At 65.7% G+C, this 12,531-nt stretch carries 17 protein-coding genes and 1 tRNA gene; 12 read left to right on the top strand and 6 right to left on the bottom strand.

Going from position 1 to position 12,531, the window contains the following annotated elements; translation table 11 throughout:
• Positions 1-3 precede the first annotated feature (3 nt).
• Positions 4-483: an outer membrane protein assembly factor BamE domain-containing protein gene (gene bamE / locus ABE454_RS01315; protein ID WP_346528243.1), complete on the bottom strand. Its 480-nt coding sequence runs from the start codon at positions 481-483 to the stop codon at positions 4-6.
• A gap of 90 nt (positions 484-573) precedes the next feature.
• Between bamE and ABE454_RS01310 the strand changes: the two genes are divergently transcribed.
• The 7 genes from ABE454_RS01310 to ABE454_RS01280 all read left to right on the top strand — a co-directional run bounded on the left by ABE454_RS01310 (position 574) and on the right by ABE454_RS01280 (position 4,750).
• Entirely contained in the window at positions 574-1,104 is a 531-nt protein-coding gene (locus ABE454_RS01310) for a ubiquinol-cytochrome C chaperone family protein (protein ID WP_346528241.1), read from the top strand.
• The gene (locus ABE454_RS01305; RefSeq protein WP_346528239.1) at positions 1,101-1,628 is read left to right on the top strand and encodes a YceD family protein; all 528 of its coding nucleotides are present in this window, start codon (positions 1,101-1,103) and stop codon (positions 1,626-1,628) included. The genes ABE454_RS01310 and ABE454_RS01305 overlap by 4 nt, the downstream gene beginning before the upstream one ends.
• Before the next feature lie 112 nt (positions 1,629-1,740).
• A complete protein-coding gene (plsX, locus tag ABE454_RS01300) occupies positions 1,741-2,823 on the top strand; it encodes a phosphate acyltransferase PlsX (protein WP_346528236.1) in 1,083 nt (360 codons plus the stop codon).
• A complete protein-coding gene (locus ABE454_RS01295; protein ID WP_346528234.1) occupies positions 2,820-3,797 on the top strand; it encodes a beta-ketoacyl-ACP synthase III in 978 nt (325 codons plus the stop codon). The genes plsX and ABE454_RS01295 overlap by 4 nt, the downstream gene beginning before the upstream one ends.
• A gap of 73 nt (positions 3,798-3,870) precedes the next feature.
• On the top strand, positions 3,871-4,179 hold the full coding sequence (locus ABE454_RS01290; RefSeq protein ID WP_427792335.1) for an integration host factor subunit alpha: 309 nt from the start codon (positions 3,871-3,873) through the stop codon (positions 4,177-4,179).
• Positions 4,180-4,184: 5 nt separating this feature from the next.
• On the top strand, positions 4,185-4,601 hold the full coding sequence (locus ABE454_RS01285) for a MerR family transcriptional regulator (protein WP_346528229.1): 417 nt from the start codon (positions 4,185-4,187) through the stop codon (positions 4,599-4,601).
• Positions 4,602-4,673: 72 nt separating this feature from the next.
• A tRNA-Pro gene (locus tag ABE454_RS01280) sits at positions 4,674-4,750 on the top strand.
• Between the two features lie 65 nt (positions 4,751-4,815).
• Here the strand turns inward: ABE454_RS01280 and ABE454_RS01275 are convergent.
• Positions 4,816-5,031, bottom strand: coding sequence for a DUF2842 domain-containing protein (locus tag ABE454_RS01275; RefSeq protein WP_346528227.1), 216 nt, complete (start codon positions 5,029-5,031; stop codon positions 4,816-4,818).
• The gene (locus tag ABE454_RS01270; protein WP_346528224.1) at positions 5,031-5,282 is read right to left on the bottom strand and encodes a transglycosylase; all 252 of its coding nucleotides are present in this window, start codon (positions 5,280-5,282) and stop codon (positions 5,031-5,033) included. Before ABE454_RS01270 ends, ABE454_RS01275 begins: the two co-directional genes overlap by 1 nt.
• Before the next feature lie 141 nt (positions 5,283-5,423).
• On the opposite strand from ABE454_RS01270, the gene ABE454_RS01265 reads away from it, so the two are divergent.
• Positions 5,424-6,479 (top strand): COX15/CtaA family protein, encoded by a 1,056-nt coding sequence (locus tag ABE454_RS01265; RefSeq protein ID WP_346528222.1) that lies wholly within the window; start codon positions 5,424-5,426, stop codon positions 6,477-6,479.
• Between the two features lie 79 nt (positions 6,480-6,558).
• On the opposite strand, the gene cobS is transcribed toward ABE454_RS01265, so the two are convergent.
• The gene (gene cobS, locus ABE454_RS01260; RefSeq protein WP_346528220.1) at positions 6,559-7,563 is read right to left on the bottom strand and encodes a cobaltochelatase subunit CobS; all 1,005 of its coding nucleotides are present in this window, start codon (positions 7,561-7,563) and stop codon (positions 6,559-6,561) included.
• Between the two features lie 91 nt (positions 7,564-7,654).
• The gene (locus tag ABE454_RS01255; protein WP_346528217.1) at positions 7,655-8,083 is read right to left on the bottom strand and encodes an organic hydroperoxide resistance protein; all 429 of its coding nucleotides are present in this window, start codon (positions 8,081-8,083) and stop codon (positions 7,655-7,657) included.
• Between the two features lie 142 nt (positions 8,084-8,225).
• Here ABE454_RS01255 and ABE454_RS01250 point away from each other — a divergent pair, with 142 nt between their 5' ends.
• Positions 8,226-8,498: a hypothetical protein gene (locus tag ABE454_RS01250; protein WP_346528215.1), complete on the top strand. Its 273-nt coding sequence runs from the start codon at positions 8,226-8,228 to the stop codon at positions 8,496-8,498.
• On the opposite strand, the gene ABE454_RS01245 is transcribed toward ABE454_RS01250, so the two are convergent.
• Positions 8,458-9,132, bottom strand: a complete 675-nt coding sequence (locus ABE454_RS01245) for a J domain-containing protein (RefSeq protein WP_346528213.1) — start codon at positions 9,130-9,132, stop codon at positions 8,458-8,460. The genes ABE454_RS01250 and ABE454_RS01245 overlap by 41 nt on opposite strands.
• Positions 9,133-9,176: 44 nt before the next feature.
• On the opposite strand from ABE454_RS01245, the gene ABE454_RS01240 reads away from it, so the two are divergent.
• From ABE454_RS01240 to ABE454_RS01230, 3 genes are all read left to right on the top strand, one after another.
• Positions 9,177-9,476: a BolA family protein gene (locus ABE454_RS01240; RefSeq protein WP_346528211.1), complete on the top strand. Its 300-nt coding sequence runs from the start codon at positions 9,177-9,179 to the stop codon at positions 9,474-9,476.
• 123 nt (positions 9,477-9,599) lie between these two features.
• Positions 9,600-11,414, top strand: coding sequence for an ATP-binding protein (locus ABE454_RS01235; RefSeq protein ID WP_346528209.1), 1,815 nt, complete (start codon positions 9,600-9,602; stop codon positions 11,412-11,414).
• Between the two features lie 151 nt (positions 11,415-11,565).
• On the top strand, positions 11,566-12,531 hold the full coding sequence (locus ABE454_RS01230) for a mechanosensitive ion channel family protein (protein WP_346528207.1): 966 nt from the start codon (positions 11,566-11,568) through the stop codon (positions 12,529-12,531).

Below are 12,531 nucleotides of genomic sequence, written 5' to 3'. Positions count from 1 at the left end.
GTCTTAGTCCGGGCGGCGCTGGCCGGGGACGTTGTCTTCGGTGCGCGGCAGTTGGCCGCGGCCGACGTTGCCCAGCAGTTGTTCAAGGATGGTCAGCTGGCGACCGCGGGTGGGCGTCTCGCGGCGTTCCATGGCGATCTGGCGGCCGTCGTCCAGACCCAGATTGCGGATCGAGGCGACCTTGCCGTCGGCGTCGTTGAAGGTGATCTCGGTCACCGTGCGCTGCGACACCTGCGGCTTGTTGTAGGTATAGCGCTGCGTCGTCTGGGTCAGGTAATACCAGACGTTTTCCGACTCGAAGGTCGAGGTCGTCGACGGCGTGCCCAGCTTGCTCAGGACGGTTTCGCGCGTGTCGACCCCGGCTTCGATATCCTGGGGTTTGACGTCCACGGCCTGGAAGCCCTGGGTGGCGACAACCGGCGCGCAGGCGCCTGCGGCGGCGGCGAGCGAGGCGGCGATGATGAGCGACGTAAAACGGGGCATCGGCGATGGGCCTCAAGGAAGAAGGTCTTTGACCTAACCGTCGCTGCGTCCTAGTGCAACGGCGCGGCGGAAAAGGGGCCGTGAAATCCTATGTTCAAGACTCTCTTCAAACGACAACAGACGCAAGAGCGTCAGGCGCAGGCGCTATACGCTCTTGCTGTCGAACAGGCGCGCCAGCCCGACTTCTACGCTCAACTGGGGGTGCAGGACCGAATCGATGCGCGGTTCGAGCTTTACACCCTTCATGTCCTGCTGCTGTTCGTGCGGATGAAGGCCGAGGGCGAGCGCGGCGCTGATCTGGCCCAGAAGATGTTCGACACCTATGTCTCGGCGCTGGACAACGTCCTGCGCGAACTGGGCGTGGGCGATGTGTCGGTCGGCAAGAAGATGCGCAAACTGGGCGAGGCCCTGTACGGCCGCATGAGCGCCTATGAAAAGGCTCTGCGAGAAGGCGATCATGAAGGCTTTCAGGCCTCCATCGCCCGCAATGTGTTCGAGAGTGAAAACCCCGCAGATGGCGCGGCCTTGACCCGCTATGCGCTGGAATCGCACGAGCGCCTTTCGCGCCAGTCGCCGCCCGCCGTGGAAAAGACGCCGGACTGGGCCATGATCGTCGCATGACGATTCCCGCCCTGCCTTTCAGCGACCCCGTCCGCCTGCACCAGATCGGGGCGAGCCTGTCGCGCCGTCTTGAACTGGACGAGGCCGCGCGCGCCCGTGTCGCCCGCGCGTTGGACCTGAAGGCGCTGGATCTCTTCACCGCCGAACTGGATGTCGTGGCCACGGTGTCGGGCTGGCGCCTGACGGGGCGTGTCATCGCCGATGCGGTGCAGTCCTGCGTCCTGACGCTGGAGCCGCTGCCGGTCCACGTCGACGCCCGCTTTGAGGTCAATCTGATCGAGGCGGCCGAGGTCATGACCTCGGAAGACGGCGAAATCGATCTGGAGCTGGACGACGATTCGCCCGACGTGGCGGAAAACGGCCAGATCGATCTGGGTCAGTATGCAGTCGAGCAACTGGCCCTGCAGCTGGATCCCTATCCCCGCAAGGACGGGGCGGTGTTCGAACAGCCGCCCGAACCCGGCGAAATCTCGCCGTTCGGGGTTCTGCGGGCGCTGAAGCAGGGCGACTCCGACAAGAGTTGACCGCAAGAGTTGACCCGAGGGCAGCCGCATTGCATCCACACAGTGCGACATTTGCGCTCGCCCGCCCTAACATGACGCGCCGCGACAAGACGGCGACGGAGTCGATTTCCACTTGGCATCTTCCACACTGATTTCGCTCGACGCCATGGGGGGCGACCATGGCCCCGCCATCGTGGTCGGCGGCGTGAAGGCTTATTATTCCCTGTATGGCGGCGACGGCGTGCGCTTCCTGCTGCACGGCGACGAGGCGGCGATCCGCGCCGAGATGGCGCGCCTGCACGTCACGGACGACGTCTGCGAGGTCCGGCACACCGACAAGGTCGTCGCCATGGACGAAAAGCCCGCCCAGGCCATGCGCCGGGGCAAGGGCTCCAGCCTGTGGAACGCGATCGAGGCCGTGAAGACCGGGGAGGCGCAGGGGGCGGTTTCGGCCGGCAACACCGGCGCCCTGATGGCGATCTCCAAGCTGATCCTGCGCATGGCGGTCGACGGGCTGGAGCGCCCGGCCATCGTCGCCAGCTGGCCGACCAAGCGCGGCGTCACCGCCGTTCTGGACGTGGGCGCCAACATCGGCAGTGATGCACGCCAACTGGTTGAGTTCGCCATCATGGGCGAGGCCTTTCAGGCCGCCGTGCATGGCGTGGCGCGGCCGACGGTCGGCCTGCTGAACGTCGGTTCCGAAGAGATGAAGGGCCATGAGGAAGTGCGCGAGGCCCACGCCGTGCTGCGCACCGACGCCGTTCCTGTGAACTACACCGGCTTTGTCGAAGGCCATGACATCGCCGCCGGAGCGGTGGATGTGGTCGTGACCGACGGCTTCACCGGCAATATCGCCCTGAAGACGGCCGAGGGCACGGCGCGCTTCATCTCGGACCTGTTGAAGGAGGCGCTGACCTCTGGTCTGACGGCCAAGCTGGGCGCCCTGATCGCCATGCCTGCGCTGAAGAAGATGGCGCGCCGCATCGACCCCAGCAGCGTCAACGGCGGCCCCCTGCTGGGCCTGAACGGCATCGTGGTGAAAAGCCACGGCGGCGCCACAGCCGAGGGCTACGCCAACGCCATCCGCGTGGCTGTCGAACTGGCTCGCAGCGACTATCTGACCAAGGTCAGCGCCAATTTCGCGCGTCTGGCGGCCGCGATGGACGAGCCTGAGCCCGCCATCATGCCCGCCGTCATGGGAGAGACCGAACAGTGAGCGTCATCCGCAGCGTCGTCACCGGGGTCGGCTCCTTCCTGCCCGAACAGGTCGTCACCAACGCCGATCTGACCAGGATCGTCGACACCTCGGACGAGTGGATCATCGAGCGCACCGGCATCCGCCAGCGCCACAAGGCCCGCGACGACGAACCGACCAGCGATCTGGCGGTCAAGGCCGCCGAGCGCGCCCTGGCCGACGCGGGCAAGACGGCGGCCGACGTCGACCTGATCATCGTCGCCACCACCACGCCGGACCAGACCTTCCCCGCGACGGCCGCCATCGTCCAGCGCAAACTGGGCGCGCCGGTGGGCATCGCCTTCGACATTCAGGCGGTCTGCTCGGGTTTCGTCTATGCGATGAGCGTGGCGGACGGATTCGTCGCCCGTGGTCAGGCTAAATGCGCCTTGGTCATCGGCGCCGAGGAAATGACCCGGCTGATGGACTGGACCGACCGCACCACCTGCGTCCTGTTCGGCGACGGCGCCGGGGCATTCGTGCTGGAACCGGGCGAAGGGCAGGGGACCAAGGACGATCGCGGCGTGCTGGGCTTCGCCCTGCGCTGCGAGGGCGCCAAGGCGGACATGCTCTATGTCGACGGCGGCCCGTCCACGACCGGTACGGTCGGCCATCTGCGGATGCTGGGCAATCAGGTGTTCCGTCACGCCGTGGTGAACATCTCTGAGGCCATCACCGCCGCCGCCGAGGTCGCGGGCGTCGAAATCCCTGAGATCGACTGGTTCGTGCCGCACCAGGCCAATCAGCGCATCATCCGCGGCGTGGGCGACCGTCTGGGCCTGGACGAGGACAAGGTGATCTCGACGGTGGCCATGCACGCCAACACCTCGGCCGCCTCCATCCCTCTGGCGATGGACGTCGCCATCAAGGACGGGCGGATCAAGAAGGGCGATCTGGTGCTGGTCGAGGCCATGGGCGGCGGTCTGACGTGGGGCGCCTGCGCCTTCCGTTTCTAGATTCGCATTGAGGACTTTGATTTCCGGCCGTTTTGCCCTTCAATGCCCTGCCGATTGATTGCGGGAGATGCAGGTGACCGGACATCAGACCCTTACCCGTGCAGATTTGTGCGAAGCGGTCCATGAAGAAGTCGGGCTGTCCCGACAGGAATGCTCCGGACTGGTCGAGCGCACGCTGGACCTGATCGTCGATTCGCTGGAGCAGGGCGAGACGGTCAAGCTGTCGGGATTCGGCGTGTTTCAGGTGCGTGAGAAACGCGCCCGCATGGGCCGCAACCCCAAGACCGGCGAACCGGCCGCCATCAACCCCCGCCGCGTCATCAGCTTCCGCGCCTCGCAGATCATGAAGAGCCGGGTGCACGACGCCGTCGTCGAGACCTGAGATCCTTGGCCAAAAGCCCCAAAGCCTTCCGCACCATTTCCGAGGCGGCCGAAGAAGTCGGCGCTCCCCAGCACGTGCTGAGGTTCTGGGAGACGAAGTTCGACTTCATCGTCCCGGTGAAGCGCGCGGGCGGCCGCCGTTTCTATCGTCCTGACGACGTCATGGTGCTGAAGGCCGTGCGGCGCCTGCTGCACGATGAAGGGCTGACGATTCGCGGCGTTCAGCGTCTGGTGCAGGATCAGGGTCTGGCGCGTCTGACCGCCTATGCCGACCCGGCCGCGACGCTGGAGATTGATTCGGGCGAACGCGATGAAACCGCCGTTCAGATGGCCCCGGCGTCGGTCGCTTCGGGCCGTCTTGAGGTGCTGTTGAGCGAACTGGAAGCCGCTAGGGCGCGGTTGGAGACGGTTCTGCGACGATAAGGCGGAAGTTGTTGTCGATAGAGCGTTTTAGGGTTTGCGGAGCACCGAACCGCCGTCTATACGGAGCGCCTTCGGAGCGTGGCGCAGCCTGGTAGCGCACTTGACTGGGGGTCAAGGGGTCGCAGGTTCGAATCCTGTCGCTCCGACCATTTGCTGAGGGTTATCAGCAGGCTGAAACGGCCGGTGAGGGAAACCTCACCGGCCGTTCTGCTGTTCAGGCTTTCGTTTTGTCGACCGGCTCGCGCTCGGCCCAGCGCAGCATGGGAATGAGCGGCACGCCCCAGCCGATCCCCGCCACCGCGAAGAAGATCAGGTCGATCCACCAGGCCTTGGGCAGCAGGTTATGCAGGCTGACAGCCCCCCACACCCAGAAGGCCAGAAAGAAGACGACGCCCAGGGTGGCGATGAAGCGGCGCAGACGAGGAGACATCAGCGTTTTCTCCGGAACAGGAAGAAGGCGATCAGGCCCAGCACCACGGCGACGAACGCCCAGGGCAGCCATTTCCAGTCGGCCAGTTCCGCGACCGCGAACACCCGTATGGCCAGAAAGGCCCCGCAGGCGGCGCTGACCAGGGCGACCAGAATGGTCGGGCCCAGTTCACGACGGCTGGCCAGCAGATTGGCGATCCAGGCCAGGGCCACGGCGCCGACGGCGGCGATGACGATCTCGAGATATTGCACCGCTTGGCGCTCCCGTTGAGTGATGTGTGACGCTTTGGCTCAGAAACCGACTCGATCTTGCCACGCGGGAGGGGCATATCCCTCGGTTCCGCCGCCTGTAAATGAGGCGGCCAGCATATCGGGGCGAACGGCAGGCGTCGAATGAAGCGTATTGGTGAATTGGACCACAGCCGCGCAGTGGCGCTGTGGCTGTTTCTTTGCGCGGGCCTCGTGTTCGCCATGGTGGTCGTCGGGGGCGCAACGCGACTGACCGGCTCGGGCCTGTCGATCACGGAATGGAAGCCCATCATGGGCGCCCTGCCGCCGATGAACCATGCCGACTGGGTCGAGGCGTTCGACAAGTACAAGGCCATTCCCCAATACGTCGAAGTCAACGCCGGCATGAGCATGGCGGAGTTCCAGTACATCTTCTGGTGGGAATGGGCGCACCGTCTGCTGGGCCGTCTGATCGGCGTGGTTTTCGCCTTGCCCTTCATCGGCTTCCTGATTTTCCGCGCCATTCCGCGTCGCCTGATCGGACGTTGCGCCGTTCTGCTGGCGCTGGGCGGTCTGCAGGGGCTGATCGGCTGGTGGATGGTGTCCAGCGGTCTGGCCGAGCGCGTCGATGTGGCGCCGGAACGGCTGATGACCCACCTGGGGCTGGCCTTCCTGATCTTCGCGGGGCTGATCTGGACGGGGCTGGAGGCCTGGGCGGGGTCGGACTTCAACCGGGCGCCGCGCGGCTGGAGCTGGGGCGCCGGGCTGCTGCTGGGCGGCGTCTTCCTGCAGTGCCTGCTGGGCGGCCTTGTGGCGGGCGCCAAGGCGGGCATGATCTATACGGACTGGCCGCTGATGAACGGGGCGCTGTTCCCGCCGGTCGCCTGGGGGCAGGGGGCGCTGACCTTCCTGCACGATCAGGGACTGGTTCAGCTGAACCACCGCATCTGCGCCTATGTGCTGCTGTTCGCGGCGACCTTCTATGCAGTCCAGTCGCTGCGCGGGCGGCTGGAGCAAGGGCTGGGCGTGGCCGCCGTGGTGCTGGCGGGCGCGCTGTGGCTGCAGGCCGGGCTGGGCGTTCTGACGCTGATCCATGCGGTGCCGGTGACGCTGGGCGTCCTGCACCAGGCGATGGCGGCGCTGGTGCTGGGCGCGGCCACGGTGAACCTGTGGCTGGTGCGGCGTTCGCGGCCGCGGATGTTCGCCTCGGGCTTTCGCTGAGGCTTTCTGACAGCGATCAACAAAAAGGCCGCCCTCCGATCCGGGGGGCGGCCTTTTCATTGGGTGACAGGCAGCGGCCTTAGCCGACCTTCACGCGTGTAGCGGATTCCGGCAGATCCTCGCCAAAGGCGCGCTGATAGAATTCGGCGATGGTCGGCCGCTCCAGCTCGTCGCACTTGTTCAGGAAGGTCAGGCGGAAGCTCAGAGCCACGTCTCCGCCGAAGATGATGGCGTTCTGGGCCCAGGTGATGACGGTGCGAGGCGACATGACGGTCGAGATGTCGCCGTTCATGAAGGCGTTGCGGGTCATGTCGGCGACGCGGACCATGGCGGCGATGCGGCGCTTGCCCTCGGCGTCGCTCCATTCCGGCACCTTGGAGGCGACGATCTCGGCTTCCACGTCGTGGTCGAGATAGTTCAGCGTGGTGACGATGTTCCAGCGGTCCAGCTGCGCCTGATTGATCTGCTGGGCGCCGTGATACAGGCCCGTCGTATCGCCCAGGCCGACCGTGTTCGAGGTGGCGAACAGGCGGAACCACTTGTTCGGACGGATGACGCGGTTCTGGTCCAGCAGGGTCAGGCGCCCTTGCGCCTCCAGCACGCGCTGGATCACGAACATAACGTCCGGGCGGCCCGCGTCATATTCGTCGAACACCAGGGCCACCGGGCGCTGCAGCGACCACGGCAGGATGCCCTCGCGGAATTCGGTGATCTGCTTGCCGTCCTTCAGGACGATGGCGTCCTTGCCGACCAGATCGATCCGGCTGACGTGGGCGTCCAGGTTCACGCGCACCATCGGCCAGTTCAGGCGGGCGGCGACCTGTTCGATGTGGGTCGACTTGCCGGTGCCGTGATAGCCCTGAACCATCACGCGACGGTCGTAGGCGAAGCCCGCGCAGATCGCGATCGTCGTCTGCGGGTCGAAACGATAGGAGTCGTCGATCTCGGGCACATGGCTGTCGCGCGTCTCGAAAGCGGGCACGACCATGTCGGAGTCGATACCGAATGCTTCCTTCAGCGTGACCTTGCGATGCGGTTCCAGCGTGACGAGCGGGTCGGGGGAGGCGTCGAGCGGAGAGGTCATGGCATCCACCTAGCGCCCTCGCGCGCGCGGCTCAACACGCGCGAGGGGCCGGATGGATTATTCGTCATGGGCCGGTCGCGGGCCGGTCCGCCTATTCGGCCGAAAGGGCGACCTCGACATTGCCGCGCGTGGCGTTGGAATAGGGGCAGACCTGATGCGCCTTCTGGATCAGTTCATCGATGACTTCGCGGTCGAGGCCGTGGTCCGTCACCTTCAGCTCGACATCCAGATTGAAGCCTTCGCCGCGCGTATTCTTGCCGAAACCGACGCCAGCCGTGACCTTGGTTTCCGGGCCGACAGGCGTTCCAGCCTTGCCGGACACCATCCGCAGCGCGCCCAGATAGCAGGCGGCGTAGCCGGTGGCGAACAGCTGTTCGGGGTTGGTTCCGTCGCCGCCCTTGCCGCCCATCTCCGCAGGCGTGGACAGGCGCACGTCGATCTTGCCGTCGTCCGTGGCCGAGCGGCCTTCTTCACGACCTCCGCCCAAGGCTGTGGCGTGCGCGCGGTACAGGACTTCCATCTGTCGTCTCCTTTTCCCCAGGCTGGGGATGAAATGATCGGATGAACAGCCAACGCCCCGCGCGGCCAACGGTTCTGTGATTCGGGGAAACCGGGGCGGGATGTTAATAAATGAGGCATCGCTCCCGTTGGGGGAGGGGATCATGGAAACGCAGACGCAGTTCTTTTGCTACGTTTACGATGCGCCCGAGCGCACGCCGCAGATGTTTCCGCTGGAAGCCGACACCTTCGCTGACGCCGTCCATGAGACGCGGCGCGTCATGCGCGACGAGGGCGAGGCCGGGGCGTTCGCCGAGATATGGGATTCATGGGCCGGCGATCAGGTCATGACGCGCATCGAGGCGCCGCCCGCAAAGGGCGGCCTGTTGCGCGTCCTCAGGCGTAACCGGCCTTCTTCAGGGTCTTCCAGGCCTTGATGACGCTCTGAAGCTTGGCCTCGGCGCCGCGATCCCCGCCGTTGGTGTCGGGGTGAAAGCGCTTTAGCATCTCATGATAGCGCGCCTTGACGGCCGCCTTGTCGGCCCCCGGCTCAAGACCCAGATCGGCCAGCGCGCCCCGCTCAAGCCGCCCCATGCCGTGATGCGGGTCGTTCTGGACCGGAGCGTCGGCGTTCACCCGACGGCCGAACAGGCCGAAGCTGTCGCGCCATGAACCTGCGCCGGAATTATTGGCCGTGCCGACTTTGGCGGCGAAGGCGGCGGCCTCGCGCGTCTGCGGGCCGGCCTTCATCTGCCAGGTGGGGCGGCCGCCGGTCATCGCCTCGTTTTCCTGAGCGGCGCGAATCTGCCCCTCGTTCATACCGGCGTAGAAGTTCCAGCTCTTGTTGTACTGGGCCGCGTGCGTCTGACAGAAATCGTAGAATTCGTTCAGCTGCTCACGCGACTTGGGCGCGCGCGCGGTGGCGGGGCGCGAGCAGTCGGCCCATTCGCACGGTTTCTCGCCGGGCTTGAGGCGCAGCACATCCTCCGCCGCTTCCTTCTCGTCGTCGGAACGCGGCGGCTTCACCCGAATGTCGGTGAAGCGGGGCTTGTATTGAAAAGACGCAGACATCACCCGAAGTGTAGGGCCGATTTGGACAGCTTCAAGGAGTCCCCATGTCTGACGGCCCGATCGCGACAGTTATGCGCAGAAAACTGACCGAGGCCTTCGCCCCTGAGCGGTTGGAGCTGGAGGATGACAGCTGGAAACACGCGGGTCACCACCATGAAGGCGGCATCGACGCCAAGGACGGCGGCGAAAGCCATTTCCAGCTGACCATCATCTCCGAAGCCTTCGCCGGGCAGGGACGGGTGGCGCGACAGCGTGCGGTGAACGCCGTGCTGAAGGAGGAGCTGTCCGGCCCTGTCCACGCCCTGTCGATTCGCGCCCAGACGCCGCAGGAGGCGGCGCGCTGAAGATCATTCGGCGCTGACCGCTGAAAAATTCAGATTACGGGGTTATTTTTGTTCATATCCTTTTAGAACCTTTCGCATTAGGTTCTCCGCCCGAAGCATTTTTCAGCGGGCGGGGGCATCGCTATGGTGGGTTCGGACGGATTTACAAAAGAGACAGAGGCAGGTCAGTCGCCCGGCGACGCGGCGCAGGCTTTGGCCGCCATCCTGCAAACCCAGCATCTGCGCTATCTGATCATCTTCAGCTGGGCCGTCGGCCTGATGGCGGCCGTCGGCCTGACGCCCGGCCTGCTGTGGTTCGTCGCCACCCTGGCGGCGGGGCTGGTGCGCGGCATCGTCGAAAAGGATGTCAGCCGCCGGGTCGGCGACCGTTGGGGCATGGTCTTTCCGGCGGTGGCGACGGCCACGACGGTCGTCTGGGCGATCGCGCCGCTGATGGCGTGGTTTTCCGGCGCCCCCTTTGGGCACGAACTGGCCATCGCCCTGCTGGTTTCCGGCTATGTGCTGGTGTTCGCCCAGCTGAGGAATTCGCCCCGGCAGGCGGTGCTGATCTCCTCGCCCTACAGTCTGGTCGGGCTGGTGATCGCGATCAGTCTGATCGGCGACCCGATGTTCTGGCCCTTTGTGGCGGTCGCCCCCCTGACCGCCATCAGCCTGTTCGTCCTGGTGATGGTGACGCTGTTGCGCGAAGAGCGGATACGCGCCTTCCAGACGCATCAGGCCCATCTGATCGAAGAACTGGAAGCCGCCCGCGATCGCGCCGATGCGGCCAATGAGGCCAAGTCCAGCTTTCTGGGCGTTATCTCTCATGAACTGCGCACGCCGATGAACGGCGTGCTGGGCGCGGCGCAATTGTTGAGCGCGACCCGCCTGGAGGGCGCGCAGCGCGAATATCTGGCCATCATCCGCAACTCTGGCGACAATCTGCTCAGCCTGCTGAACGACATCCTCGACATGACCAAGATCGAGGCGGGACGGATGAATTTCGAGTCCGTGGAGATCGATCTGGAAGATCTCCACCGCCGCATCGTCGGCCCGTTCGAGGCGCAGGCCGAGGCCAAGGGCCTGCAATTCATCACCGGTTTCGAGGGCGAGGTTCCCGCCGTGGTGTGCGGCGACCCCTTGCGGGTCTGTCAGGTGGTGCAGAACCTGCTGTCCAACGCCGTGAAGTTCACCGATCAGGGCGAGGTTCGCTTCATCACGCGCGGGCGCCGTCTTTCAGATCGCCGGGCGGCTTTCGAATTCGCCGTGATCGACAGCGGCGCCGGGATTTCCGAAGAGGACATGGACCAGCTGTTCCAGCCCTTCAGCCAGGTGGACGCATCCTCGACGCGGCGCTTTGGCGGCACGGGGCTGGGGCTGACGATTTCGCGGCGTCTGGCCAACATCATGGGCGGAGACATCACCGTCACCTCGCGCCACGGCGAAGGCTCGGTCTTCACCTTCACCGTCGAGGGAGAGGTCGTGGCCTGGCGATCCGCGCCCCAGATGGACCCGGTCGAAGGCGATGCGGATCAGGGCGACGGCATGGAGGTGCTGGTGGTCGAGGATCACGCCGTCAACCGCATGATCCTTGAGGCGTGGATGGCGTCGACGGGCCGCCGCACCAGCATGGCCGAGAACGGGCAGGAGGCGGTCGAGATCGCTCGCAACCAGCGCTTTGACCTGATCGTCATGGACGTCAACATGCCGGTCATGGACGGGCTGACGGCGACGCGCCTGATCCGCGAGGGCGGCGCCAATGCGACGACGCCGATCATCGTCCTGTCGGCCTCGGCGCGGAACGAGGACCATGAGGCGGGGCTGGCCGCCGGCGCCGACGCCTATCTGAACAAGCCGATCGATTTCCGCAGCCTCTCGGCTCTGATGACCCAGGCCGCCGGCGGGCGTGAGGCCCTGCGCGGCCTGTATGACGACGGTCAGGACGCCGCCGCGGCCTGAGACGGGCTGTTCCGTTCCGGCGTTGTCGCGCCCATCAGGGCCGGGCTGAATTGCAGGCCGCCGTCGAAGGCGGCGCGGGCTTGCACGGCATCGTTGAAAAAGCTTGACCGGCGGGGCTTCCAATCGGCTGCACGTGCGTTAGACCCGGATCATGCCCGTGAATTTCCCGCATACCCTCGTCTCTGTCACGGATCCCCTGGCCCGGGCGGTGGCCGTCAGCGAACAGAGATTGAGCGCTGACGCGGCCATTCTGTCCAAGGCCATGGATATGCTGGGCGATTTCGCCATCAACCTGACGGTTGCGGCGCTGATCTTCGCCCTGACGCTGGTGGCGGCGCGGTGGGCGTCGGGGGCGTCGCGCAAGATTCTGAGCCGGACGCGGCTGGTGCGCCGCGACCCGACCGTGCTGGCCTTCCTGGTGCAGATCGTGCGGGTGGTGGTCATCATCATCGGCATGATCGCGGTGCTGCAGCGGCTGGGCGTGCAGACGACCTCCATCATCGCGGTTCTGGGCGCGGCGTCGCTGGCCGTGGGGCTGGCGCTGCAGGGGACGCTGTCGAATGTGGCGGCGGGCGTGATGCTGTTGATCCTGCGTCCCTATCGCGTGGGCGAGGCGATTGAGGTGGGCGGCGCTTCCGGCACGGTGCAGAAGCTGGACCTGTTCACCACCCAGCTGACCAACGCCAACAACCACAAGATCGTCATTCCGAATTCCAAGGTGCTGAGCGACGTCATCGTCAACATGACGGGCCAGCGGACGCGCCGCATCGAGATCAAATTCACCGTCGGCTACGGCGAGAACCTGAAAGAGGCGCGCGACGTGCTGTCGGCGGTCGCACGGCTGCACGACAAGGTGCTGAAGGAGCCTGCGGTCTGGACCGGGGTGACGGCCCTGCTGGACAGCTCGGTCGAGATCACCCTGCACGCCTGGGTGCATACCGCCGACTGGTGGCAGACGCTTGCCGACCTGATGCAGTCCGGCAAGGAGGCGCTGGACGAGGCCGGTATCGAGATTCCCTTCCCGCATCAGGTCGAGGTGCCGGCGAAGGACGCCAAATTCGCCCGGGTCGTCATGGCGCCGATCCCGGACGAGACGCCGACCCAAGGGGGAGAATGA

Source organism: Brevundimonas diminuta (assembly GCF_039673845.1).
In the GTDB taxonomy this organism is placed as follows: domain Bacteria; phylum Pseudomonadota; class Alphaproteobacteria; order Caulobacterales; family Caulobacteraceae; genus Brevundimonas; species Brevundimonas diminuta_E.
The sequence above is the reverse complement of the archived record's forward strand: the minus strand, read 5'-3'. Positions and strand labels throughout refer to the sequence as shown.

Bases quoted from the DNA above. Each gene is read 5' to 3' on its own strand.
- bamE (WP_346528243.1), bottom strand. From the start codon at position 483: ATGCCCCGTTTTACGTCGCTCATCATCGCCGCCTCGCTCGCCGCCGCC.
- ABE454_RS01310 (WP_346528241.1), top strand. From the start codon at position 574: ATGTTCAAGACTCTCTTCAAACGACAACAGACGCAAGAGCGTCAGGCG.
- ABE454_RS01305 (WP_346528239.1), top strand. From the start codon at position 1,101: ATGACGATTCCCGCCCTGCCTTTCAGCGACCCCGTCCGCCTGCACCAG.
- ABE454_RS01275 (WP_346528227.1), bottom strand. From the start codon at position 5,031: ATGTCTCCTCGTCTGCGCCGCTTCATCGCCACCCTGGGCGTCGTCTTC.
- ABE454_RS01265 (WP_346528222.1), top strand. From the start codon at position 5,424: ATGAAGCGTATTGGTGAATTGGACCACAGCCGCGCAGTGGCGCTGTGG.
- cobS (WP_346528220.1), bottom strand. From the start codon at position 7,563: ATGACCTCTCCGCTCGACGCCTCCCCCGACCCGCTCGTCACGCTGGAA.
- ABE454_RS01255 (WP_346528217.1), bottom strand. From the start codon at position 8,083: ATGGAAGTCCTGTACCGCGCGCACGCCACAGCCTTGGGCGGAGGTCGT.
- ABE454_RS01250 (WP_346528215.1), top strand. From the start codon at position 8,226: ATGGAAACGCAGACGCAGTTCTTTTGCTACGTTTACGATGCGCCCGAG.
- ABE454_RS01245 (WP_346528213.1), bottom strand. From the start codon at position 9,132: ATGTCTGCGTCTTTTCAATACAAGCCCCGCTTCACCGACATTCGGGTG.
- ABE454_RS01240 (WP_346528211.1), top strand. From the start codon at position 9,177: ATGTCTGACGGCCCGATCGCGACAGTTATGCGCAGAAAACTGACCGAG.
- ABE454_RS01235 (WP_346528209.1), top strand. From the start codon at position 9,600: ATGGTGGGTTCGGACGGATTTACAAAAGAGACAGAGGCAGGTCAGTCG.
- ABE454_RS01230 (WP_346528207.1), top strand. From the start codon at position 11,566: ATGCCCGTGAATTTCCCGCATACCCTCGTCTCTGTCACGGATCCCCTG.